Below are 22,805 nucleotides of genomic sequence, written 5' to 3' on the forward strand. Positions count from 1 at the left end.
CTGCTTGACTCCGCGCCGGGCGCGACACCGCCCGGCGCTTTCGCTGTCGCTCGCGGCATCTCCCGCATCAGAACTTGAAGTTGCCGTCGTTGCGCGTCGTCGGCGCGCTGCAGTTGGCGGGCGTGGCGAATTCGCGGTTGCCCGACGTCGTGGCCTGATTGCTCTCCCACGCGGCGGTCGCTCCGTTCCATTTCACGTACTTGTACTGGATCGCGGTGCCGGGCGGCAGCGTCACCGTGCCCGACCACGGCACATTCGCGCCGCTGCCCTGGATGGTCAGGGCGAAGCCTGTGCCCGCCGACCAATCGCCGAGCGCGGCGACATTGCCGACCACGTACAGGTTCTGGCCGACGACGGTGCTGGCGTTGGCGATGGTGAAGGTGACCTGGCAGCTGCTGGGTGCGGTCGTGGTCACGTTGCGGGTGGCGCTGCTCGCCGAGACGTTGCCTGCGGCATCGTAGGCCCGCACCGTATACGCATAGGCGGTCGCGGCGGACAGTCCGGAATCGGTGTAGCTGGTCCCGGACGTGGTGCCGATCTGGTTGCCGCCACGGAAGATGCGATAACCGGCGACGCCGACATTGTCGGTGGACGCAGTCCACGACAGCGTCGCCGAGGTCGCAGTCACGCTGCTCGCGGTCAATCCCGTCGGCGCGCTGGGTGCGGTGCTGTCGTCGCCCAGGCACGGATCGGTGGTGCTGATCACGTTGTTCGTGATCGATGACACGCCGGTGGCGACCGGATAGTTCGCGCCGTTGCGGCTGTCCCAGACGCCGCTGCCATTGTTGAACGTGACCTGCGCGCCGGTCGCGGCGCCGATATTGATGGCCTTCGTGAACCAGCCGCTGCAGGCCGCCGTCATCGCCACGCCGGGAACCGCCGTCCAGCTGCCGCCGTTCGGTGCGTAGTGGATATTGACCGTGGTCCACACCGTCGTCGGCTTGTAGTAGATCGTGGCCATGTTGTTGACCAGCGGCGGTGTGGTCACGCTCAAGGCCGCGCTGGCGGCGGACAGATTGCCCACCGCGTCCTGCGCCTTGACCGTGTAGCTGTAGGTCGTGCCGGCGACAAGTCCGCTGTCGGCATGGCTCGTCGCCGCCGTGGTTCCGATCTGCGTACCGTTGCGATAGACCAGATACGCGGACACGCCGACATTGTCGGTCGATGCCGTCCAGCGCACGGTGACCGAGGTCGAGGTGAGGTTCTGCGCATTCAAGCCTGCGGGCACGCTCGGCGCCTGCGTGTCGGCGCGCGCCGGCGTGGTGATCGATACGGCCGTGGGAGCGGTGGAAAGATTCCCCGCAGCGTCGTAGGCGCGCACGGTGTAACTGTAGGTCATCGACGGCTGGACGGTGTTGTCAATGTAGCCGGTGCCGGTGGCGACGGTGCCGATCTGCAAGGTGTTGCGATACACGCGATAGCCGGCGATGCCGACGTTGTCGGTCGCCGCATTCCACGTCAGGCTCACCGTGTTGGCGTCGATCGCCTGGCCGCTCAGGCCGGTGGGCACCGATGGCGCCTGGGTATCGAGCGTGCAGGGGTCGGTTCCGGTGGACACCGCGCCGTTCTCGATCACGGAAATGCCGGTGCCCAGCGCGTAATTCTGGCCGCCCTTGTTGTCCCAGATGCCGCTGCCGTTGTTGAACACCGCCGCCAGTCCGGTGGCGCCGCCGAGATTCGCGGAATAGCGGTGCCAGCCGCTGCAGGCGAGCGTCATCGGCACGCCGGGGACGGTTGTCCAGATGCCGCCGGTCGGCGAGAAATGCAGGTTCACCGTGGTCCAGCCGGCGGGGGCGCGGTAGTACACGTTGGCGACGTTGCCGGCGAGCGTGGAAGCGTTGAGCGCCGCCGATGCGATCGATTGATTGCCGGCCGCGTCCTTGGCCTTGATGGTGTAGGTGTAGGCGGTCGACGGTTGCAGATTGTTGTCGATGTAATTGGTCGTGGTGGATGTGCCGGCCAACGAGCCATTGCGATGAATCTGATAGTCGGCGACGCCGTAGTTGTCGGTCGCCGCTGTCCAGCTCAATGCGATCGAACTTGCGGTCCTTGTGCCTGCGACCGGCATGCCCGGTGCGCTCGGAGCGACGGTGTCCGCCGCACGGGTGGTGATCGCCAGCGCCGCGCTGCGCGCGGATTGATTGCCGGCGGCATCGAACGCGAGTACCTGATAGCTGTAGGCGGTCGACGCCGACAGGCCGCTGTCGTTGAACTGCGTGCCACTGCCGGTCCCCACCAGCACATTGTTGCGGAAGATCTGATAGCCCGCGACGCGGACGTTGTCGGTGGCCGGCGACCAGGCGATCGTCACCGAGCGATCGGTGAGGTTGCTCGATGCGAGCGCGCCCAGGAACACCGGCGCGGTGGTGTCGACGGTCAGGAACGGGCGCACGCCCGCGACCGTGCCGTTGGTGTCTTCGACATGGCCCGAGCCGGTGGTGGTCTTGCGATAGGTGCCCGCGCCGACATGGACCTGCTGGATTTCGCTGCGGGTGACATTGCCGCGGCTGTCGGTCGCTTCGATGTAATAGTCGAGCAACTGGTTGCGATAGCCGCTGAAATACGCGAAGTAGAGATTGCCGATTTCCTGCGCGGGCAGCACCTGCATCGTCGCCTGGGTGGTCGGCATCCACGACACGCCGTTCATCACCGGGCGCAGGTCGCGCATCTGCATCGGATACGAGGTCCACGCCGAGACGTTGGCCGGCGTGATCGACAGCCCGGGCTTGCCGACGTTCGCGGCCGGGTCGTAGACCTTGTAGGTGTCGTCGCTGGCGGCGATGTCGAGGGACGCATGCGTGCGCACCTTCACCCTGATGTCGGCGATGTTCGACAGATCGTAGGCGTAGGTGTAGATCGCGAATTCGTTGTTGTAGTGCTGGACGGTCCAGCCTTCGGCCTTCGATGCGTTGACCGAACCGGGGTTGTACGGATAGCGCTGCGGCCACCACACCGACGGCCCGGTGCGGTCCTTCACCAGGTTCGGCTGCACCAGCAGCTTCGAGAAGTACAGCGAATTGTTGAAGGCGAGGGTGGGTTTGACGTTGTCGTCCTTGTTCTCGTCGTAGTAGCCGAAACCCGAATCCATCGCCGGCAGCAGGAAATACCACGACAGCTCGGCCGGATTCGCGCCGCCCGCATAGCCATTGGCGGCATTGCCCTTCACCGGGTACGACATCATCCACGGATTGAGCTGATTGCCCGGATGGGTGATCTGCTGGTCCAGCGCGGTCGTCGGCGACCAGTGCGCCGGATGATCGTCCAGCCAGATCTGTTCGGCGGTCTTCGCGTAGTTCAGCGCCGCCTGCAGCAGCGCGAAATTGCGTTCGAGATAGTGCCAGCCGTATTCGAACGACACGGTCGCGCCTTCGGCCACGCCGGCGAGATTCACCTTCGGCGACAGATTGCTGCCGGTGGCGGCGTTGTAGGCCGGGAACTGGCCTTTCCAGATCAGGAACGGCAGTCGCCAGTGGTACCAGGTGGGGTCGGAAGACGAGTCGCGGGTGTCGATCCACGAACCGTCCTGCACGTGCTGGACATCGTTCGCCGGGATCGGATTGCGCAGCAGGTATTCGTCGATGCCCAGACAGCTGCCGCTCCCGGAACAGGTCGTGCCGTAGCCGTTCTGCCACGTCGACAGCGAGCCCGCGCGTCCGCCGGAGTTGTCGCCATCGTGGGCGATCACGTAGAACTGGCGCGGTTCCAGGCTCGCGTACGGCACGTATTCGTCGACCGTGACCGCGCCCTCCCAACCTTCCAGCCACGATCCGTTCTGGGAGACGGGAATGCCGGCGATCCTGCTGACCGTGCCGGTCGCCGGATCGACATGACGCACCCAGTGCGGCGTGGAGGCGAACGGATATTTGTTCACCACGACCTGTTGTTCGTGCGCCATCGGATTGGCGACCCAGGCACCGCTGGTCGATGTGTTGCGCAGGTCCGCGCGGTTCGGCGGCGAGGTCAGCGTGTCGCCGTTCGCATCGTAGGTCGCGTAGGGGTAGTCCTTGAGCGTGCGCGAAAAATGGTTGTTGCCGATCACCGACCACTGGATGCCGAGTTTCGACAGCACCGGGATCAAGCGGTCGGAAAAGCCGAGTTCGGTCGGGAAAAAGCCGCGCGACGATTTGAAGTTTCCACCGAGGAAATACGGCTGCGCCAGCGTCGCGCTCTGGTAGATCAGATCCTTGAGGAAATAATCGCTGCCCACCAGCGGGCCCATCGAGTGGTGGCCGGTGAAATGGATCAGGTCGAGGGTCTTGAAGTTGTTCTGCGTCGGCAGCCCGGTGTAGGCGCTGCGCCACGACGCGCCCCAACCGGGATTCGAGTAACCGGCGACATTCTGCGTGCTCTGCAGGTTGTCGACGTTGTTCACCACCGCGCCGGACATCGTGACGTGGATCTGGCCCTGCGATCCCGAATAATTGCGCAGCTCGTTCGCCACCTGTTGCGGCCAGTACTGGTATGCGCCGGTTTTCGCATCGTGGCTGTAGTACGTCACCAGATCGTCGTGCGGCATGATCGTGCCGCCGAGCGCTGCGGGCAGGTAGTAGCTGTAGCCTGCCGGCGGATTCTGCTTGAGCTTGATGACGTCGCCGTCGTAGAGGTAACGGATCGGCGCGCCGACCGCGGTCGCGTTGTATGCGTTGCCGACATCCACCGCGTAGAACGGCCAGAAGTTCGGCATGTGGTTGTGGTAGACGTGCGCGGATGGAATCGCTGCGGGCGCAGTCGAGCAGACCGATGCCAATACGAAAAGTCCGATCCCGATGGCGAGATGTGTCTTGCGAGCCTTCATCCTTGGTTCTCCCGATGGCGATTCGTGTGCAGCGCATCATCGCCGGACACCGCGTGCCCGTTGTCTGCGCGGCGACGTGCGTTGCGGATGCGTACTGTTGCGTCTTCCCCTGGCGCCGCGATTATTGGCCCGGCTGCGGGATCAAAGTCATTATTGAAAACGTATACATGCAATTCTTATTTGCTGCTGTGCAGCAATGCGGCGCCGACGATGCGTGCAAATGTGATGCGTGGCACGACAAGGATTCCGCCGTATCAACGATGCGCGTTCGACGACGCGCACGTGGTCGCGATCTGCCTCGATGCGCCGTAAACACTGGCGACACACACACGGCGGCGGAATGGTCGACGGCTCGATGCATCGCCTGTCCGGACGTCACGGGAAGCATGCCCGCTTGCGGTCCTCGTGCAGCTCCGCGCAGCGGCCATCGGCACCGGGGTGCCGATGCAAGCCTGCATCGCAGGCGCCGTCAGGGTTGTCCCGGACGCGTGCGCCCATCTTCCAATTTCCAGCAGCCTGCTAGACTTGGGCCATGGCATCCGCTGTCCGATCCAAGGCGAGTCGGAGCCATCCTGTCAGGGGGGACAGGATCATCGATTTCAGAACGGGAGATGGAAATGAACCGTAGTGATGTCCTTGGCTTGGTCCTGATGCTGGTCCTGTTGCCCGGTATGGTCGGCGCCGCCGAGACGATCGAATACGTCGCGCTGGTCGATGGCGGCAAGCAGGCAGGTCATCAGAAGGTCGTCCTCGGCGACGACGGCGTGACCCGGGTCGACTTCCTGTTCAAGGACAACGGCCGCGGCCCCGAACTGAAAGAAGAATATGTGCTCGCCGCCGATGGCACGTTCGCGACCTATGCGGCAAAGGGCACCTCGACCTTCGGTGCGCCGGTCGACGAGAGTTTCCGCGTCGAGAACGGCGTCGCCATCTGGAAGTCGACTTCTGACGCCGGTGAGCAGCCGCTGGTTGCCGGCGCCGCCTATTCGCCGCTCGGCGGCTCGCCGCAGGGTCTGGCGGTGGCGTTCTCGGCGCTGAGCCGTCGCAGCGACGGCAAGCTGCCGCTGATCCCCAGCGGCACGCTGACCATGCGCACGGTCGCCGAAGTGGATGTCTCCAAGGACGCCGAGACCCGCAAGGTGCAACTGGTGATGTTGACCGGCGTCGGCTTCACGCCGACGTTCTTCTGGGCCACGGTCGGGCCGCAGCCGCGGATGTTCGCTTTCATCTTCCCGGGTTACCTGCAGCTGATCGAAGCCGGATGGCAGGCCAATGCTCCTGCGCTCGAAGTCCGCCAGGAAGAGGCGGAGGCCGAAGCGTTGTCCGACCTGCAGCGGCGACTGTCGCATCCGCTGCGCGGGACGACCCTGATCCGCAATGCCCGCGTCTTCGACAGCGAGCACGCGACCCTTGGACCTGCGTCCGACCTGTTGATCGCGAACGGGCGCATCGTCTCGATCTCCGGCGGTGGCGAGGAAACCGCCCGTGTCGATCGCGTCGTCGATGCCGGTGGCCGCGTGCTGCTGCCCGGGCTGTTCGATATGCACGGTCATATCAATGCCTGGCAGGGCGGCCTGCATCTGGCGGCAGGCGTGACCACCGTCCGCGACATGGCCAACGACAACAAGACCCTGCAGCAGCTGATGGCCGATGAACGCGACGGGCGCCGCATGTCGCCGAGCATCGTCGCTGCCGGTTTCATCGAAGGCGAAAGCCCGATGTCCGCGCGCCATGGATTCGTCGTCAGCGATCTCGCGGGCGCGAAGCAGGCGGTGGACTGGTACGCCAGGCATGGCTACCCGCAGATCAAGATCTACAACTCGTTCCCGAAGGAGATCCTGCGCGAGACCGTGTCCTACGCGCACAGTCGCGACATGCGCGTGAGCGGGCACATCCCGGTGTTCCTGCGCGCGCAGGATGCGATCGACATGGGCTACGACGAGATCCAGCACATCAACCAGGTGTTGCTGAATTTCCTGGTCGAGGACACCACCGACACGCGCACGCTGGAGCGGTTCTACCTGCCGGCCAAGCGCATCGCCGACATGAATTTCGATGCCAAGCCGGTGCAGGACTACATCGCGCTGCTGGTGAAGAACCAGATCGCGATCGATCCGACGCTCGCCACGTTCGATTTCATCCGCCAGCGTCCCGGCGAGATGTCGCAGGCCTTCGCTGCGGTCGCCGACCACATGCCGCCGGATGTGCAGCGCGGCTTCAAGGTCGCGGAGTTCGATATCCCGGACGACGCCACCGCCGCGCGTTACAACAAATCCTACGACAAGATGGTCGACTTCGTCGGCCGCATGTACCGGGCCGGCGTGCCGATCCTCGCCGGTACCGATGGTCTGCCGGGCTTCACCCTGCAGCGCGAACTCGAACTCTACGTGAAGGCCGGGATGACCCCGGCGCAGGCGCTGCAGGTCGCGACCTGGAACGGCGCGAAGTACGCGCGCGTCCTCGATGACCGGGGTTCGATCGCGGTGGGCAAGCGCGCCGATCTGATTCTGGTCGATGGCGACCCCACCGTCGACATCGCCGCCATCCGCAACGTCGCGCTGGTGATCAAGAACGGCACCGCCTACTACCCGGGCGAAGTCTACGAAGCGTTGGGCATCAAGCCGTTCGCTGCGCCGCTGAAGGTAGAGTCCACCGCGCAGCAGGCTTCGCAGCCGTAACCGCATCACACGCCGTACGAACCACACACGCCAGGAGTGCCGGGATGACCACCGCTTATGATTTTTCCGCTGTCGATATCGATGGTCACGATCAAGCGCTTTCCGATTACAGCGGAAAAGTGCTGCTGGTGGTCAATGTCGCCTCGAAATGCGGATTCACCCCGCAATACACCGGGCTGCAGTCGCTGTGGGAAACCTATCGCGACCGCGGCCTGGTGGTGATGGGGTTTCCCTGCGACCAGTTTTCCCACCAGGAGCCGGGCGACGAGGCGGAAATCAAGAATTTCTGCACGCTGACCTACGATGTCGATTTCCCGATGTTCGCGAAGATCGACGTCAACGGCGCCAAGGCGCACCCGCTGTGGAAGTGGCTGAAGGACGAGAAGGGCGGCCTGCTCGGTATCGGTGCGATCAAATGGAACTTCAGCAAGTTCCTGGTCGGTCGCGACGGCCGGGTCATCAAGCGCTATGCGCCGACCGATACGCCGCAGTCGATGACGAAGGATATCGAAGCCGCGCTGGGCTGAGCATGGCTGACAGGGGCATGCAACCGTGACGTCCGGATTCGATCCGCAAAAACCGGGTTTCCAACTGGCGTTGAACACCGAAAGCAGCGGGCTGGTGGCCAATGTCACCGGCCGTATCGACACCGTCGACGCGCTGATCGCGTTGTTCATGGCGATCGGCGCCGAACTGCAGCGCACCGGCTTGCGCAATCTGCTGGTGATCGATCACACCTTCGGTGCGGTGCCGCCGGAGAATCAGCTTCGCAGGCTGTTTTCCTCGGTCGAGGGACAGGGTTTCGCCGAAGTGCGCGTGGCCTATGTCGACGCCCGGGGCACTGCGGTCAGTCGCATGGAAGTAGGCGAGATCATGGGCCGCGAACACGGCTACGAATGCCGTGTCTTCGACAACGAGGCGCGCGCACGCATCTGGCTGCATTACGGCGAGTAGAACGGGCCTTGGCGCGGGCCGCAGGGCGGGCTTCGGCCCGCTGCCCTGTTCATTTCTCGACGAACGCGCGCTCGAACACGTATTCCCCGGCAGTGCCGATCCGCGGCGAAGCGGTGAAGCCGTGGCTGTCGAGAATCCGGCGGAAGTCGGCCAGCATCTGCGGACTGCCGCAGATCATCGCGCGGTCGTATTTCGGGTCCAGCGGCTCGATGCCGAGATCGCCGGCGACGCGACCGCTGTCCAGCAGATCGGTGATGCGACCGCGCCGATGCTTGCCGTGCCAATAGAAGTCTTCGCGGCTCACCGCCGGGTAATAGAGCAGCTTGGCCCTGATTTCGTCGCCGAGGAATTCATGGCGCGGCAGTTCGTTGACGATGTAATCGCGATACGCGAGATCCGGCTCGCCGCGCACGCCGTGGCAGATGATCACGCGCTCGAAGCGTTCGTAGGTGGCGGGGTCTTTCACCACGGCCATCCACGGCGCCAGGCCGGTGCCGGTGGACAGCAGATACAGATTGCGGCCCGGGTGCACGTCGGAGATCAGCAGCGTGCCGGTGGGCTTGCGTCCGATCAGGATGGTGTCGCCGGGCGCGATGTGCTGCAGGCGCGAGGTCAATGGCCCGTTCTGCACCTTGATGCTGAAGAATTCGAGCTGCTCCTCCCAGTTGGCGCTGGCGATGGAATACGCGCGCATCAGCGGTTTTCCCTCCACTTCCAGGCCGATCATCACGAACTGGCCATTGTCGAAACGGAAACCGTCGTCGCGGGTGGTGGTGAAGCTGAAGTACGCGTCGGTCCAGTGGCGGACGTCAAGCACGGTTTCGGTACCGTAAGGGGAGGCCATGCGTGGGGTTCGGAAGTATTAGCAGGATCTAATTATAGCGGACCGCGCGCGCAACCGTTTTTGACCCGGCTCAGAATGCCGATCCGGAAACGCAGAAGGCCCGGGCAGCACCCGGGCCTTCGTGCGCATCGCGCTCGCCGGCATCGTCGCGGATCTTCAAAGCATCAGCGTGTGCACGACCTGCGCCCGGTCGTCGGGGTCGCTCTGGGTCACGAAGCCCAGGTGATGCGCGAGATGCGCCATCTCCCGGTTTTCGGCGAAATCGAGCGACACCATCCGTTTGATCCCACGTTCGCGGGCGGCCGAGATCAGGCGCTGCATCAGCAGCGTGCCCAGGCCGTGACCCTGCCAATCGTCGAGCACGGTGACCGCGATCTCGCATTGCAGCGGGTCGCTGCACACGGCGTAACGGGATACGCCGACGATCCGGGTGTCGGCGCTGTCTTCGGACAGAGCGACGAATGCCTCGTCGTTGATGTGATCCACATCGACCAGTTTCGCGACCATCTCCTGGCTGGGTTCGCCGATCTGTTCCTGGAAGCGGTAGCGGCGCGACTGCGGCGACAGCGCGGTGATGAATTCGCGCTCGGCGTCGGCGTCGCCGGGATTCATCGGGCGGATCAGTACCTGGCGCCCGTGCGCGAGCGTTTCGAGGCTGTAGGGCAGGAAGTGGTCGGCTGGCTCGAGATCGGGACCGGGCACTTGGGAGAGGGTATTCATTGCGCGACTCCGGGAGGGGGTATCCGGGATTGTGCGCCGCAACAAACGGCGGTTTTCTGATTCCGATCAGTTTGGGCCCGCGTGCGCCCGCGGGAAGCGCGGACCGAGAGCCTAGAACCGATGGTCGAACACGCAGGACCCCGCTGTCGCGGGGTCTGTTGCGCGTTGTCGGCGGGCCGTTCTTCCTCCGCCTGCCGATGGTTCCACCGGTATCCGCTGCCGCAGACCGCCGTATCAGCGCTCGGCTGCGGCCTTCATCTTCGCCAGACCGGCCTCGAAATCCTTGCCGATCATCTTGTCCATGTTCATCACCGTGTCCATCACCTTCGTGATGTAAGGGCTGGGGCCATCCATGACCCAGACCACCTCGGTGGTCCCATCCGGTTTGGGCGTGAGGGTGAATTCGGCCGTGTTGTGGGCCTCGAAGGGCGCGATGAAATCGAGTTTGATCATGAGCTTGCCGGGCGCTGCGGATTCGGTGATCTCCATCCGCCCTTGGCCGACATCGCGATTGCCGCTCCAGGCATAGGTCGCGCCGATGCCCCGGGCGGGGCCGCCGAAGGTGCGGGTCATGCCCGGGTCGAGCTCCTCCCACGGCGACCAATCGCGCCAGCGGTGGAAGTCGTCGATCATTTCAAAAATCTGCTCCGGCGGCGCGGCGATCGTCGTCCGGCGTTCGACCCGGAACGTGTCTGGTTTGGTCGCGGCATAGCCCAGCACGCCCGCGATGGCGATCAACAGCACGATCAGGATTTTCTTGAGCATGACGGCTTCCCTCACGGAATGGACGTAGGACGATTGTCTGCCGATTCCCGCCGCATGCAAGTGTGCGCCCTGCGCGGCGACGCCCGGCGCGCGGTAAAATCCGGATCCCCACACGTCCCGATGGTCCGCCCGTGTCCGCCCACACCACTACGCTGCCCGTCGACCGCCGCCCGGTCTCGATCAGGCAGGAAGACCTGATCCAGTCGATCGCCGATGGCCTGCAGTACATCAGCTACTACCATCCGGTCGACTACATCCGGAACCTCGCTGCCGCCTACGAGCGCGAGGCCTCCCCAGCGGCGAAGGACGCCATCGCCCAGATCCTGATCAACTCGCGGATGTGCGCCGAAGGCCATCGTCCGATCTGCCAGGACACCGGCATCGTCACCGTGTTCCTCGAAGTCGGCATGGACGTGCGTTGGGACGACGCGACGATGGGCGTCGAGGACATGGTCCACGAAGGCGTGCGCCGCGCCTACAACCATCCGGACAACAAGCTGCGCGCGTCGGTGCTGGCCGATCCCGCCGGCAAGCGCACCAACACCAGGGACAACACGCCCGGCGTGGTCAACGTGAAGATCGTGCCCGGCAACACCGTCCATGTGATCGTCGCGGCGAAGGGCGGCGGTTCCGAGGCCAAGTCGAAGTTCGCGATGCTCAATCCCTCCGATTCCATCGTCGATTGGGTGCTCAGGACCGTGCCGACCATGGGCGCCGGCTGGTGCCCGCCGGGCATGCTGGGCATCGGCATCGGCGGCACCGCCGAAAAGGCGATGCTGCTGGCGAAGGAAGCCTTGATGGAACCGATCGATATCGTCGATCTGCAGGCGCGCGGCGCATCCAATCGCGCCGAGGAGCTGCGGCTCGAACTGTACGAGAAGGTCAACGCGCTGGGCATCGGCGCGCAGGGCCTGGGCGGTTTGACGACCGTGCTCGACATCAAGGTCAAGGACTACCCGACCCATGCCGCGAACCTGCCGGTGGCGATGATTCCGAACTGCGCCGCCACCCGTCACGCGCATTTCACCCTCGACGGCAGCGGCCCGGTGATGCTGGATCCGCCGTCGCTCGCCGATTGGCCTGAGCTCACCTACGACGCCAGCAAGGGGCGCCGGGTGAATCTCGACACCGTGACACCCGAAGACGTCGCCGACTGGAAGCCGGGCGAAGTACTGCTGCTCAACGGCAAGCTGCTGACCGGCCGCGACGCCGCGCACAAGCGGATGGTCGAGATGCTCGACAAGGGCGAGCCGCTGCCGGTCGATTTCAAGGGCCGCTTCATCTATTACGTCGGCCCGGTCGACCCGGTGCGCGACGAAGTGGTCGGCCCCGCAGGCCCCACGACGGCAACGCGCATGGACAAGTTCACCGAGCAGGTGCTGGCGCAGACCGGACTGCTGGGGATGGTCGGCAAGGCCGAACGCGGTCCCGCAGGCATCGACGCGATCAGGAAACACCGGTCGGTCTATCTGATGGCGGTCGGTGGCGCCGCGTATCTGGTGTCGAAGGCGATCAAGGCCTCGAAAGTCGTCGGTTTCGCCGATCTCGGCATGGAAGCGATCTACGAATTCACGGTCGAAGACATGCCGGTGACGGTGGCCGTCGATTCCACCGGCGAATCCGTGCACAAGACCGGCCCGCGCGAATGGCAGGCGAAAATCGGCAAGATTCCGGTCGTGGTGGAATAGCCCCGCCAGAACGAAGACTTGCGGTCCGGATCCGGGCGGATGCGGTTGTGCCGCGGAACGCTGCTTGGAAGCGAAAACCTGCAGGCAGTGCCGGCGAGCGGTCCAGCGCAGCCCCGGCTCCGGCAAGATCGGGATTTCAATGCGTCGCGCCCGCAGCGATGCGCTGGTCTTCGTGCGCGATCAACGCGGTTTCAATCATCAACCTGAGCGCGGCAACGACCGTTTCCAGCGGCAGGTCGGGTTCGCCGGGCCGGTCCTGCGTTTGTTCGGGCAGATACGGGATGTGGATGAAGCTGCCGCGTGGTCGTGCGCGCGTCGCCGCCAGTGCGCGCATCAGCGCGTAGAAGACGTGGTTGCACACGAAAGTGCCGGCGGTCTGCGATATCTCGGCCGGAATGTTCGCGGCCAGCAGCGCCGCGCGCATGGATTTGATCGGTAGAGTCGTGAAATAGGCAGCGGGACCGCTGCCGACGATCCGTGTGTCGATGGGCTGGACGCCGTCGTTGTCGGCGATGCGGGCGTCGTCGATATTGATCGCGATCCGCTCCAGCGAAATCCACGGCCGGCCTCCCGCCTGGCCGATGCACAGGATCAATGCCGGTGCATGCTCGCGTAGCGCCGCGCGCAGGATGCGCGGTGCGCGCGCGAACGAAGTCGGCAGTTGCACGCCGACGATACGATGCCCGGCGATGACTTCGCCGTGCAGGCGCTCTGCGGCCAGCCAACTGGGGTTGGGGCATCACCGCCGAACGGATCGAAGCCGGTCAGCAGCACGGTCGGCGACAACTGTTCGCTCATTGCGGCGCCCTCATCGAAACATGCTCTCGTCGGAGCAGGCGCTCATCGGAACACGACCACGTACATCAGCACGATGTTGCACATCAGCAGCAGCGCGCCGGTACGCCACTGGGCGCGGATCACGCCATGCGGATCCTTCAGTTCCAGCAATGCGGCCGGCACCAGATTGAAGTTGGCGGCCATCGGCGTCATCAGCGTGCCGCAGTAGCCGGAGAGCATGCCGATCGCGGCCAAGGATGCCGCATCGGCGCCGTGCAACTTCACGAGCAGGGGCAGGGCGATGCCGGCGGTCATCACCGGAAACGCAGCGAAGGCGTTGCCCATGATGATCGTGAAGGCGGCCATGCCCAGGGCATAGGCGACGACGACCACGAATGCGTTGTCCACCGGGATCGCTGCGCGCACGAGTCCGGCGACCGCCTGGCCGACGCCGGCGGCATCGAACACGCTGCCCAGCGTCGCGAGCAGCAGCGGCAGCAGCGCCGCCCAGCCGATGGCGTCGACGAGTCTTCGCGATTGTTCGATGGCGCTCCACGGCGATTGCCGGGTCAGTCTGCACGCGGCGGCGAGCGCGATCAGACAGGCGATGGCGAGCGATGTCAGGGTGACGGTGTTGGCGCTGTCGAACAGCGGTTGGCCATGCCATTCGATGCGTTTCAGACCGAGCGTGCCGGACAGGGTGATCGCGGGAATCAGCAGCGCCGGCCAGAACAGGCGGTTGTTGAGGCGTTTCGCCTCGCCGCGTTTGTCGTCGGCGCTGGTTTCCTGATAGCGCCCCATGCGCAATCCGCCGAAACCGGCGAGCAGGACCAGCGCGATCACGCAGATGCCGACCGCGCGTACAGGCATGCGGTCCGCCGCGAACAGCAGCAGCGCCAGCAGCGCCCAGAACAGCGCGGTGGTATGACGACGCGGATTGCCGGTATCGCGGAAGCCGCGCCATGCCAGCGCAGCGAAGTAGGCACCGAGCAGCCAGTAGACGACGGTCATCGAGATCATGCGCCGGTTTCCGGCGCTGCCTGCGCGGCGGTAGCTGCCGATGCCTGTCGCGCGGCCAGCGCGCGCTCGAAGCGGCGGATGCGCCAGGCGTGGATGATGAAGGCGCAGATCGCGGTGGGAATGCCCCAGAGCGCGATCTGCAACGGCGCCAGTTCGATGCCGTTGTCCTTGAAGAACGACTGCATCAGCAGCACCGCGCCGAAGGCGATGAAGATGTCTTCGCCGAAGAACAGGCCGACATTGTCGGTCGCTGCGGACATCGCGCGGATGCGTTCGCGCTCCGCCTCGGGCAGCGCGCCGTGCGTGGTTTCGGCGGCACCTTCGGCCATCGGCGCCAGCAGCGGACGCACCGCCTGCGGATGGCCGCCGAGACTGGTCAGACCGATGGCGGAACTGGCCTGGCGCATCAGCAGATAGGCGATCAGCAATCGCGCCATCGTCGCGCCGCGCAGACGTGCGATCCACGCCTGCGCATGTTCCTTCAGGCCGTGGCGCTCGAGCAGCCCGATCACCGGCAGTGTGATCAGGAACAGCAGCAGGAAGCGCTTTTCGGTGAACGCCTTGCCGAGGATATCGATCACGTCCAGCGGCGACAGTTTCGCCGCCAGTCCGGCCACGAAACCGGCGACGACGACCACCAGCGCGGTGTTGAGTCGCAGCAGGAAGCCGAGCACCACGGCGAGCACGCCGAGCAGGGGCCAGTAGTTGATCGCGGCGTCGGTCATCGCTGAGGCTCGAGGGAATGGATGCGCACGCCGGCCTCAGTGAGCGCGGTGTGCAGGGCGTGGGCGAAATCGGCGGCATCGGCGCGGTCGCCGTGCAGGCACAGCGTGTCCGCTTGCAAACGCAGCGTGCGGCCATCGTGCAGTGCGATGGCATTGCGCAGCGCGAAGCCCAGCGCCTGCGCGGTGGCGGCAGCGGATGCCAGCACCGCGCCCGGCGTGCCGCGCGGCAGCAAGCGTCCGTCGGGGCCATAACCGCGTTCGGCGAAAACTTCATGCGCGGTGCGCAGGCCTGCGGCTTGCGCGGCTTCGATCGAGACGGTGCCCGACATCCCGACCAGCAGCAGCGACGGATCGTGGTCGCGCACGGCCTCGGCGATCGCGGCGGCGATGTCGGGTTCGCGCGCGGACTGGTTGTACAGCGCGCCGTGCGGTTTGACGTGGCGCAGCGTCAGTCCCTGTTCGCGCGCCAGGCGATCCATCAGCGCGATCTGATCGCGCACCAGCGCGACCAGCTCGGCATGCGGCAACGCCAGTTCGCGACGACCGAAGTGTTCGCGATCGGCATAGCCGGGGTGGGCGCCCACGACCACGCCATGCACATGGCACAGGCGCAAGGTTTCGCGGATCGTCGCGTCGTCGCCGGCATGCGCGCCGCAGGCGATGTTGGCCGAACTGATCCACGGCATGATCGCCGCGTCGTCGCCGCAGCCTTCGCCGAGATCGCAGTTGAAATCGATGCGTGGCATGGCGGTATCAGCGTCCCGATGGGTCATGAAGGGCAAGGTCGATGGCCCAGTGTAGCCGCGCGACATCACCCTGTCGGCGCTGCGCCGCAGCGCGTGCGGCGATGGCATCGACCGCGACGAAGCGCAGCGCGTCGCCGGCACGCCACTGCGCGAGACGCGGCAGATCGGCGGCGATCACATGCCCGAGTCGCGGGTAGCCGCCGACCGTCTGCGCATCGGCGAGCAGCACGATGGGCTGGCCATCGGGCGGCCGTTGGATCGTGCCGGGTGCGACCGGCGCCGAGATCTGCTCGCCGGTCGTCGCAGCGATGGCATCGCCGACGCAGCGCAGGCCCTGGCGATTGCTGCGCGCATCGACGGTCCAGGCGCGTTCGGCCAGCATCGGCGCCTCGGGCGATGCGCCGGGCACGTAGCGGATCGCATCCTGCGCGGATGCAGTCGCGTCGAGCGCGATCCACCAGTTCGGCGATGTTGGCGCATCCACCTCGATGGCGGGGTGCGCGCCGAGCGGCAGGGCATCGCCAGCACACAAGGCGCGACCGTCGAGACCGCCGAAGCCGCCGCGCAGATCGGTGCTGCGGCTGCCGAGCACACGCGGCACATCGATGCCGCCCGCGACCGCAAGCCACGCGCGCAGACCGTTGCGGATCATCCCGAGTCGCAGCGTTCCCGCAGGCAACGTCACCGGCCGGCCGAGTGGGACGACATGGCGCTGTGCGCGGGCATCCTCGAAATGCGCGTCGATCCGCGCGCCGCAGAGTGCCATGCGCGTGGGCTGCGCGAATTCGAGCACGGGGCCGCGCAGCGTGAGTTCGAGCACGGCGGCATACGCAGGATTGCCGACCAGACGATTCGCGAGCGACGCCTGCGCAGGATCCAGCGCACCCGCATGCGCGACACCGAGATGACGCCAACCGCTGCGGCCGGAATCCTGCACGGTGGTCAGCGCACCGCCGTGCCGCACATGCAGCGTCATGCTTCGCGCTCCGATCGCGCGAAGGTGTCGGCATCGATCGCGACGAACCGCACGCGGTCGCCCGGTGCGAGCAGCGACGGCGGGTCGCGCCGCGCATCGAACAGACGCAGCGGTGTGCGTCCGAGCAATCGCCAGCCGCCGGGGCTTTCGCGCGGATAGATGCCGGTCTGCGCGCCTCCGATCGCGACGCTGCCCGCAGGCACGTGCGTGCGCGGTGTGGCGAGCCGGGGCAGGGCCAGCGTCGGGTCGAGCCCACCCAGGTACGGGAAGCCGGGTGCGAAACCGATCATCGCGACCGTATACGTCGCTTCGCCATGGCGTGCGATCAGTTCGGCCGGTGCGATGCCCAGTTCGGTGGCCGCAGCCTCGAGGTCTTCGCCATGGGCACCGCCGTAACAGACCGGGATTTCGACGGTCCGGGATGGCGGCGCTGTCGTCGTTTCGATATCGGCGAGGCACTGCGCACGCAGCCAATCCCGTGCGCTGTCGGCATCGATGCTGCCGTCGAAAAACACGCCGAGGCTGGTGTAGGCGGGGACGAGGTCGCGCAGCCACGATGGTGCCGTGGCACGGATACGCGCAACGATCGCGTGGACGTGCGCATTGGTGGCGGTGTCCGCTGTCGTGCCGAGATGGATCAGCCAGGCATCGCCGGCGAGCGCTTCGAAACGTGGTGTCATCGCATGCGTGCTGTGTTCAATCGAAGCCCGGCCAGCGGCCGTTGTTGCGATCGACCCAACGGATCACCGCCCAATACCACCAGGCGCCGATGAAGTTGAATGTGCCCAGCAATGCCCATGGAAATACCACGGCGACCAGCATCGACAGCAAGCCCAAAGCGATGCAGCTCCAGAAAAACGCCAATGCCATGCCGCGCGAACTCAGTCCCCACATGCCCAGTTTGATCAGCGGGGGCGGTTGCGGCGGTAGGCGTGGTGGCATGGCCATGCAGTGTCCTCGATGTGGTTGGTGTCGGGATGGAGTCCGTGCGCGGTCAGTGCGCTTCCAGCGCATCGCGCAGCACTTCGACGCGCGCGATCAGCAGTTCCGGCGAGTACGGTTGGGCGCTGGCGGTACCCCAGACCGGGCGCGGCCAGGCGATATCGTCCTGGAAGCGCGCGATCACATGCACATGCAGTTGCGGCACCATGTTGCCCAGCGCGGCCACGTTGAGTTTGTGCGGTTTCACAGCAGCCTGCAGCGCGCGGCTGGCGCGGTCGATTTCCTGCATCAATTGCGTCTGCTGCGTCGTATCCAGATCGACCAGTTCGATCGCATTCTCGATCCTTGGCACGAGGATCAGCCACGGATGATTGGCGTCGTCCATCAGCCGCAGTTCGCACAGCGCGAACTGGGCCAGCGGGTGGGTGTCGTCGGCGAGCTGCGGATGCAGATGCCAGCCGTGGACTTCATGATGCGAATGGCGGCTCATCGCAGGTGCTCCTTCAGGAAAGCGGTGGTGCGTTCCCAGGCCAACGCGGCGGATTCGGGGGCGTAGTCGTGGCGCTCGTCGCAGTTGAAACCGTGGCCGGCCGGGTAGATGTGAACGGTGGCGTCGGGATGGTGCTCACGGTGCTTCTGCACGTCTTCGGGCGGAATGAGTGAATCGTTTTCGCCGAAATGGAACAGCATCGGCGCGCGTGCCGGTTCGCCCAGGAACGGCACGCTGCGTCCGCCGTAGTAGGTCACCGAGGTCAGGCCCTGACGGGTGTTGGCGAGCATCGCCACGGTGCCGCCCCAGCAGAAACCGGCCACGCCGACGCGGTGCCCGGACTCGCGCAGCCAGCGCGCGGCTGCCGAGACGATCTGCAGCGCGCGCTCGAAACCGAGGCTGGCGGCATGGTCGCGCCCCCGCGAGACGCCGGTGTCGTCGTAGCCAAGCTCGACATCGGGCTGCACGGGATCGAAAAGCGCGGGCGCCATCGCAGTGAAACCGGCCTTCGCGAACCGGTCGGTGACCCGGCGGATGTGCGGATTCACGCCGAAGATTTCCTGAACGACCACGACCGCGCCGAGCGGGGGCTGTTCAGGCCGAGCCAACCATCCGCGAACCGGGCCGGCAGGCGTCGTCAATGGAATCCACTCGCCCATGGGTCGGTCTCGCGGTCTCGGGGCTTCCATCCTAACGCCGCCATCGCGAGACGTGGGCAACGGGGGCGGCAAGGGGCAGGAGGCTATACTTCGCACCCGTTTTTCAACTTGCGGAGCCCGTTCGCGGCTCCCGGACCGTGCCCATGTCTCCACCCGAAGTGTCTTCCAGCGGTCGCAAGGTCGGTTTCGTCAGTCTCGGTTGCCCCAAGGCGCTGGTCGATTCCGAACGCATCCTCACCCAGCTGAAGGTCGAGGGTTACGACATCGTCCAGACCTACGACGATGCCGACGTGGTGGTGGTGAACACCTGCGGTTTCATCGACTCGGCGGTGACCGAGTCGCTGGACGCCATCGGCGAGGCGATGGCCGAGAACGGCAAGGTCATCGTCACCGGCTGTCTGGGCAAGCGCCCTGAACAGATCCGTGGAGTGCATCCGGGCGTATTGGCGATCACCGGTCCGCAGGATTACCAGAGCGTGATGGCGGCCGTGTACAAGGCGCTGCCGCCGCAGCACGACCCGTTCACGGACCTGGTATTGAAGCGTGCGGACGACAATGACATCGGCATCAAACTCACGCCGAAGCATTACGCCTACCTGAAGATTTCCGAAGGCTGCAACCATCGCTGCAGTTTCTGCATCATTCCGTCGATGCGCGGCGATCTGGTCTCGCGCCCGGTCGACGATGTGCTGCGCGAAGCCGAGAAACTGGCGATGGGTGGCGTCAAGGAACTGCTGGTGATTTCGCAGGACACGAGTGCTTATGGCGTGGACGTGAAATACGCCGAGCGCACCTGGCGCGGCAAGTCGTACCAGACGCGGATGAAGGCGCTGTGCGAAGGTCTGTCCGAACTCGGGCTGTGGACACGCCTGCACTACGTGTATCCGTATCCCCACGTCGACGACATCATTCCGCTGATGGCAGACGGGAAATTGCTTCCTTATCTCGACATCCCGTTCCAGCACGCCAGTCCGCGCGTGCTCAAGCTGATGAAGCGTCCGGGTGCGGTCGACAAGACCCTCGAACGCATCCAGCGCTGGCGCGACATCGCGCCGGACATCACCATCCGCAGCACCTTCATCGTCGGCTTTCCGGGCGAAACCGAAGCCGAGTTCGAGGAACTGCTGGATTTCCTCGACGAAGCGCAGCTCGACCGCGTCGGTGCGTTCGCCTACTCGCCGGTGGACGGCGCTGCGGCGAATGCGCTCCCCGGTCCGGTGCCCGATGAAGTGAAGCAGGAACGCCTGGCGCGTTTCATGGAACGCCAGGCGGATATCTCCGAAGCCAAGCTCGCCGACAAGATCGGCAGCGTGCAGCGCTGTCTGGTCGATGCGGTCGACGGCGATCTCGCCATCGCCCGTTCGATGGCCGATGCGCCGGAGATCGATGGCCTGGTGCAGATCCAGAACGGCCTCGAAGCCGGTCTGCGGCCCGGGCAGTTCGTCGATGTGCGGATCATGGGCAACGATGAGCACGATCTGTACGGCGAAGTCCTGATCGACGATTGACCGGTTCCGATCGGCATGGCGAAACGCCGGTTCATCGCGCCATCGCGAAGCGGGCTGGATGCCGCGGTCTTCGCGCATCCGGTCTTCGCGGGTCTCTCGCGCTTCCATGATTGGCTGGCATCGCCGGATTGGCCGATGTTGGCGCGGTTGAACGATGCGATGCCATTCGCACACGAAAGATTCGTACAGCAGGACCAAAGCCTGCTCGACGACGGCCTGCACTATGAAGTCCGTATTGCCGAACGCCATGCCATCGCGACCCGCGCGGAGAATTGGCACGACCTGTTCAACGCGATGATCTGGTGCCGTTATCCGGCCATCAAACAGGTGCTCAATGCGCGGCAGGTCGCGCATATCGCCACGATGGGCGCCGTACAGCGCAACCGCGCGCAATATGCGCTGACCCAGTTCGACGAAGCCGGCGTCATCGTGCGCGTGCGCGATCCGGCACTGCTCGCGCTGTGGGACCGGCACGATTGGTCAGCGCTGTTCCACCGGCATGCATCCGCATGGCGATCGGGCGATCTGCGCATCGCCGCAGTGATCGGCCATGCGCTGCTGGAGCACGCGCTGGTGCCGGAATTGCTGCTCGTCGGGAAATGCCTGGTGGTGCAGGGCGATGTCGACGACGAAACCTGCATCGCTGCGATTGCGCGCGCGATCGCCGAAGGACGTGTGCTGAACGACCCGCAGGAACTGCGTCCACTGCCGTTGGCCGGCATTCCCGGCTGGTATCCCGGACAGGATGCCGCGTTCTACGCCGAGGCCGAATGCTTTCAGCCGGCGCGCGCGGGGCGGGTGTATCCGTCGCCGCTGTGATCGCGACCCGCAGATATTCCGCAACGGCCCGACGCTGAGCCCGGAGTGATGCCGGGACCATCGATGCGGTCTGCCAGAGTGATTCGCACAATCACGACAGGGAGTAGCGACATGGTGGAATCGACTGTTTCGGAAGAACTGAAGTTCGGCGGCGCGATGTGGATCGTGCTGTTCGGGCTGGTGGTGATCGGTTGTCTTGCGTTCTTCCTGACCGGCAACGGCGCATGGGAGCCGGCGGACATCACCGCCCTCATCGGTTCGCTGACGACCTTCCTCGGCACCGTGGTCGGCGCGTTCCTGGGCGTGCAGGTCGGCGCGACCGGAAAGGCGAATGCCGAAAACGTCGCCAGACGCGCGCTCGCCGCGCTGCCGCCGGAATCGGCGAGGCAGGTGCTGGGGGATTGAACTGACTAGCGCATCGATCACGAAGAGGTTGCCATCGGTCCCGCCGCAAAGCGTGCTGCCTTGGCGGACCGCTTGATTTCCAGTCTGTGCGGGCCTTGGCTTTACAGGGCTACGACTAAACGCTTCATCAGTGAGCGTACTCGCCCCGCCTCAACGCGGCGGATCAACAAGCTCCATCGGTTCGATCACCACGCGTTTCAGATGCAGGTTCGCGACGTGTTCGGACGGTTTGCCGCCGTCCCAGAACTGCCAGCGTGTGGTCAGTTCGTCCGGGCCTAGGAAGGTGAAACTGGCGTCGTGCATATGCCCGGCCTTGGCGGGGTCGAAATTGATTGCGCCGTCGTAGTCGAACACCACGCGATCGCCGCCGGTATCGCGGGCGCGCATTTTCGGGTGATGGCCGCTGGCGCAGAAGTGCACCAGCACCACGTCGTCGCCGTCGCGCACGTACAGCGTGCGCATTTCGTGCGAGGTGCCGGGAAAGAGCAGTTCTTCCACTGCATTGCCGCCGGCGGTGACGGTGTAGCTGACGTTGGTGTCCGGCATCGAATTGCCGTCGAGACCCGCGCCGCTCCATTCGCCGGCCAGCGACTTGAAGCGTTCCAGGAGATGCGGTTTTGCGGCAGCTGGAGCAGTGGGCGCATCATGCGCTGACACGGGCAGGGCGAGTGCTGCGAGCAGGACGGTGGCGATCAGACGGCGCATGGCGGCGACTCCGGCGGTGGTGGCGTCGATCCTACGCCGTGGGCCTGCCTTTGCAACATGCACAATCCGGTGTTTGCGTCTTCAGGCGAGGTATTCGACTGCGACGATGAAAAATCTTTGCGGCCCATCCGGCAACTGCGCCTCGAAGTCGTCGTCGATGCGCTTTTTCAACATGGCGCGCGCCAGCGGCGAGTCGATGCTGATCCAGCCGAGTCTGGCGTCGGTTTCGTCGGGGCCGACGATACGGTAGCGGCTGCTCTCGCCGCTGACCGCGTGCTCCACTTCGACCGTGGCGCCGAAGAACACCGCCTCCGGGTCGCTGGGCGCGGTGTCGACCACGCGCAGCGCTTCGAGGCGTTTGGAGAGGTAGCGCACCCGGCGGTCGATCTCGCCGAGCTGCTTCTTGCGATAGATGTATTCGGCGTTCTCGGAGCGATCGCCCTCGGCCGCAGCGGCGGCGAGGGCTTTCACCACATCCCGGCGACGCACGCGCCAGAGATCGTCGAGTTCGGCCTTGAGCCGGGCATGGCCCTCGCGGGTGATGAGGGCCGTGCTTTTTTCGGCCGGAGGCCGCCAGCGCGACATGCTG

Annotated in this window: 21 protein-coding genes and 1 pseudogene; 7 read left to right on the forward strand and 15 right to left on the reverse strand. The window is 65.4% G+C overall.

All coding sequences use genetic code 11. From position 1 onward, the window contains the following. Positions 1-67 precede the first annotated feature (67 nt). On the reverse strand, positions 68-4,795 hold the full coding sequence (locus HOP03_15220; protein NOT89511.1) for an alpha-amylase: 4,728 nt from the start codon (positions 4,793-4,795) through the stop codon (positions 68-70). A 617-nt stretch (positions 4,796-5,412) separates the two neighbouring features. Here HOP03_15220 and HOP03_15225 point away from each other — a divergent pair. The 3 genes from HOP03_15225 to HOP03_15235 are packed head-to-tail and all read left to right on the forward strand — an operon-like array spanning position 5,413 to position 8,427. Next, positions 5,413-7,473 carry an amidohydrolase family protein gene (locus tag HOP03_15225; protein ID NOT89512.1) on the forward strand — a complete coding sequence of 687 codons (2,061 nt, stop codon included), beginning with the start codon at positions 5,413-5,415 and terminating at the stop codon, positions 7,471-7,473. Positions 7,474-7,517: 44 nt separating this feature from the next. Beyond that, entirely contained in the window at positions 7,518-8,000 is a 483-nt protein-coding gene (locus tag HOP03_15230; protein ID NOT89513.1) for a glutathione peroxidase, read from the forward strand. A 25-nt stretch (positions 8,001-8,025) separates the two neighbouring features. Beyond that, entirely contained in the window at positions 8,026-8,427 is a 402-nt protein-coding gene (locus HOP03_15235; protein NOT89514.1) for a hypothetical protein, read from the forward strand. A gap of 49 nt (positions 8,428-8,476) precedes the next feature. On the opposite strand, the gene HOP03_15240 is transcribed toward HOP03_15235, so the two are convergent. The 3 genes from HOP03_15240 to HOP03_15250 form a co-directional block, all read right to left on the reverse strand. Next, positions 8,477-9,271, reverse strand: a complete 795-nt coding sequence (locus HOP03_15240) for a ferredoxin--NADP reductase (GenBank protein ID NOT89515.1) — start codon at positions 9,269-9,271, stop codon at positions 8,477-8,479. A gap of 156 nt (positions 9,272-9,427) precedes the next feature. Then, positions 9,428-9,991, reverse strand: a complete 564-nt coding sequence (locus tag HOP03_15245) for a GNAT family N-acetyltransferase (GenBank protein NOT89516.1) — start codon at positions 9,989-9,991, stop codon at positions 9,428-9,430. A gap of 234 nt (positions 9,992-10,225) precedes the next feature. Beyond that, positions 10,226-10,756 (reverse strand): SRPBCC family protein, encoded by a 531-nt coding sequence (locus HOP03_15250; protein ID NOT89517.1) that lies wholly within the window; start codon positions 10,754-10,756, stop codon positions 10,226-10,228. Between the two features lie 152 nt (positions 10,757-10,908). On the opposite strand from HOP03_15250, the gene HOP03_15255 reads away from it, so the two are divergent. Beyond that, a complete protein-coding gene (locus HOP03_15255) occupies positions 10,909-12,444 on the forward strand; it encodes a fumarate hydratase (GenBank protein ID NOT89518.1) in 1,536 nt (511 codons plus the stop codon). 136 nt (positions 12,445-12,580) lie between these two features. Here HOP03_15255 and pcp read toward each other — a convergent pair. The 9 genes and pseudogenes from pcp to HOP03_15300 form a co-directional block, all read right to left on the reverse strand. Further along, positions 12,581-13,242: pseudogene (gene pcp, locus HOP03_15260) on the reverse strand (pyroglutamyl-peptidase I). Positions 13,243-13,284: 42 nt separating this feature from the next. Next, complete coding sequence (locus HOP03_15265; protein ID NOT89519.1) at positions 13,285-14,241, reverse strand: DUF979 domain-containing protein; 957 nt, start codon at positions 14,239-14,241, stop codon at positions 13,285-13,287. Further along, complete coding sequence (locus HOP03_15270; GenBank protein ID NOT89520.1) at positions 14,238-14,966, reverse strand: DUF969 domain-containing protein; 729 nt, start codon at positions 14,964-14,966, stop codon at positions 14,238-14,240. The genes HOP03_15265 and HOP03_15270 overlap by 4 nt, the downstream gene beginning before the upstream one ends. Continuing rightward, positions 14,963-15,712 carry a LamB/YcsF family protein gene (locus HOP03_15275; GenBank protein ID NOT89521.1) on the reverse strand — a complete coding sequence of 250 codons (750 nt, stop codon included), beginning with the start codon at positions 15,710-15,712 and terminating at the stop codon, positions 14,963-14,965. Before HOP03_15275 ends, HOP03_15270 begins: the two co-directional genes overlap by 4 nt. Before the next feature lie 7 nt (positions 15,713-15,719). Beyond that, entirely contained in the window at positions 15,720-16,688 is a 969-nt protein-coding gene (locus HOP03_15280; GenBank protein NOT89522.1) for a biotin-dependent carboxyltransferase family protein, read from the reverse strand. Continuing rightward, positions 16,685-17,368 carry a 5-oxoprolinase subunit PxpB gene (gene pxpB, locus HOP03_15285; protein ID NOT89523.1) on the reverse strand — a complete coding sequence of 228 codons (684 nt, stop codon included), beginning with the start codon at positions 17,366-17,368 and terminating at the stop codon, positions 16,685-16,687. The genes HOP03_15280 and pxpB overlap by 4 nt, the downstream gene beginning before the upstream one ends. Positions 17,369-17,384: 16 nt before the next feature. Continuing rightward, positions 17,385-17,636: a hypothetical protein gene (locus HOP03_15290; GenBank protein NOT89524.1), complete on the reverse strand. Its 252-nt coding sequence runs from the start codon at positions 17,634-17,636 to the stop codon at positions 17,385-17,387. A 46-nt stretch (positions 17,637-17,682) separates the two neighbouring features. Further along, positions 17,683-18,120 carry an HIT domain-containing protein gene (locus tag HOP03_15295; GenBank protein ID NOT89525.1) on the reverse strand — a complete coding sequence of 146 codons (438 nt, stop codon included), beginning with the start codon at positions 18,118-18,120 and terminating at the stop codon, positions 17,683-17,685. Further along, positions 18,117-18,779 (reverse strand): dienelactone hydrolase family protein, encoded by a 663-nt coding sequence (locus HOP03_15300; protein ID NOT89526.1) that lies wholly within the window; start codon positions 18,777-18,779, stop codon positions 18,117-18,119. Before HOP03_15300 ends, HOP03_15295 begins: the two co-directional genes overlap by 4 nt. Positions 18,780-18,922: 143 nt before the next feature. On the opposite strand from HOP03_15300, the gene rimO reads away from it, so the two are divergent. The 3 genes from rimO to HOP03_15315 all read left to right on the forward strand — a co-directional run bounded on the left by rimO (position 18,923) and on the right by HOP03_15315 (position 21,511). After that, positions 18,923-20,287: a 30S ribosomal protein S12 methylthiotransferase RimO gene (gene rimO, locus HOP03_15305; GenBank protein NOT89527.1), complete on the forward strand. Its 1,365-nt coding sequence runs from the start codon at positions 18,923-18,925 to the stop codon at positions 20,285-20,287. Positions 20,288-20,302: 15 nt separating this feature from the next. After that, the gene (locus HOP03_15310; GenBank protein NOT89528.1) at positions 20,303-21,106 is read left to right on the forward strand and encodes a DUF3025 domain-containing protein; all 804 of its coding nucleotides are present in this window, start codon (positions 20,303-20,305) and stop codon (positions 21,104-21,106) included. Between the two features lie 111 nt (positions 21,107-21,217). After that, positions 21,218-21,511 (forward strand): hypothetical protein, encoded by a 294-nt coding sequence (locus HOP03_15315; protein ID NOT89529.1) that lies wholly within the window; start codon positions 21,218-21,220, stop codon positions 21,509-21,511. A gap of 150 nt (positions 21,512-21,661) precedes the next feature. Here HOP03_15315 and HOP03_15320 read toward each other — a convergent pair whose 3' ends face one another. Together HOP03_15320 and greB are read right to left on the reverse strand one after the other, a co-directional pair. Then, the gene (locus tag HOP03_15320) at positions 21,662-22,216 is read right to left on the reverse strand and encodes a hypothetical protein (protein NOT89530.1); all 555 of its coding nucleotides are present in this window, start codon (positions 22,214-22,216) and stop codon (positions 21,662-21,664) included. Positions 22,217-22,297: 81 nt separating this feature from the next. Then, the gene (gene greB, locus HOP03_15325; GenBank protein ID NOT89531.1) at positions 22,298-22,801 is read right to left on the reverse strand and encodes a transcription elongation factor GreB; all 504 of its coding nucleotides are present in this window, start codon (positions 22,799-22,801) and stop codon (positions 22,298-22,300) included. Between the last annotated feature and the right edge of the window lie 4 nt (positions 22,802-22,805).

This window comes from Lysobacter sp., from assembly GCA_013141175.1.
Lineage (GTDB): Bacteria > Pseudomonadota > Gammaproteobacteria > Xanthomonadales > Xanthomonadaceae > Lysobacter_I.

Excerpts from the sequence above, each read along its gene's own strand:
- HOP03_15300 (NOT89526.1), bottom strand. The coding sequence starts at position 18,779 with ATGGGCGAGTGGATTCCATTGACGACGCCTGCCGGCCCGGTTCGCGGA.
- HOP03_15315 (NOT89529.1), top strand. The coding sequence starts at position 21,218 with ATGGTGGAATCGACTGTTTCGGAAGAACTGAAGTTCGGCGGCGCGATG.
- rimO (NOT89527.1), top strand. The coding sequence starts at position 18,923 with ATGTCTCCACCCGAAGTGTCTTCCAGCGGTCGCAAGGTCGGTTTCGTC.
- HOP03_15265 (NOT89519.1), bottom strand. The coding sequence starts at position 14,241 with ATGATCTCGATGACCGTCGTCTACTGGCTGCTCGGTGCCTACTTCGCT.
- HOP03_15230 (NOT89513.1), top strand. The coding sequence starts at position 7,518 with ATGACCACCGCTTATGATTTTTCCGCTGTCGATATCGATGGTCACGAT.
- HOP03_15275 (NOT89521.1), bottom strand. The coding sequence starts at position 15,712 with ATGCCACGCATCGATTTCAACTGCGATCTCGGCGAAGGCTGCGGCGAC.
- HOP03_15295 (NOT89525.1), bottom strand. The coding sequence starts at position 18,120 with ATGAGCCGCCATTCGCATCATGAAGTCCACGGCTGGCATCTGCATCCG.
- greB (NOT89531.1), bottom strand. The coding sequence starts at position 22,801 with ATGTCGCGCTGGCGGCCTCCGGCCGAAAAAAGCACGGCCCTCATCACC.
- HOP03_15250 (NOT89517.1), bottom strand. The coding sequence starts at position 10,756 with ATGCTCAAGAAAATCCTGATCGTGCTGTTGATCGCCATCGCGGGCGTG.
- HOP03_15240 (NOT89515.1), bottom strand. The coding sequence starts at position 9,271 with ATGGCCTCCCCTTACGGTACCGAAACCGTGCTTGACGTCCGCCACTGG.
- HOP03_15225 (NOT89512.1), top strand. The coding sequence starts at position 5,413 with ATGAACCGTAGTGATGTCCTTGGCTTGGTCCTGATGCTGGTCCTGTTG.
- HOP03_15320 (NOT89530.1), bottom strand. The coding sequence starts at position 22,216 with ATGCGCCGTCTGATCGCCACCGTCCTGCTCGCAGCACTCGCCCTGCCC.
- HOP03_15270 (NOT89520.1), bottom strand. The coding sequence starts at position 14,966 with ATGACCGACGCCGCGATCAACTACTGGCCCCTGCTCGGCGTGCTCGCC.
- pxpB (NOT89523.1), bottom strand. The coding sequence starts at position 17,368 with ATGACACCACGTTTCGAAGCGCTCGCCGGCGATGCCTGGCTGATCCAT.
- HOP03_15245 (NOT89516.1), bottom strand. The coding sequence starts at position 9,991 with ATGAATACCCTCTCCCAAGTGCCCGGTCCCGATCTCGAGCCAGCCGAC.
- HOP03_15220 (NOT89511.1), bottom strand. The coding sequence starts at position 4,795 with ATGAAGGCTCGCAAGACACATCTCGCCATCGGGATCGGACTTTTCGTA.
- HOP03_15290 (NOT89524.1), bottom strand. The coding sequence starts at position 17,636 with ATGGCCATGCCACCACGCCTACCGCCGCAACCGCCCCCGCTGATCAAA.
- HOP03_15310 (NOT89528.1), top strand. The coding sequence starts at position 20,303 with ATGGCGAAACGCCGGTTCATCGCGCCATCGCGAAGCGGGCTGGATGCC.
- HOP03_15280 (NOT89522.1), bottom strand. The coding sequence starts at position 16,688 with ATGACGCTGCATGTGCGGCACGGCGGTGCGCTGACCACCGTGCAGGAT.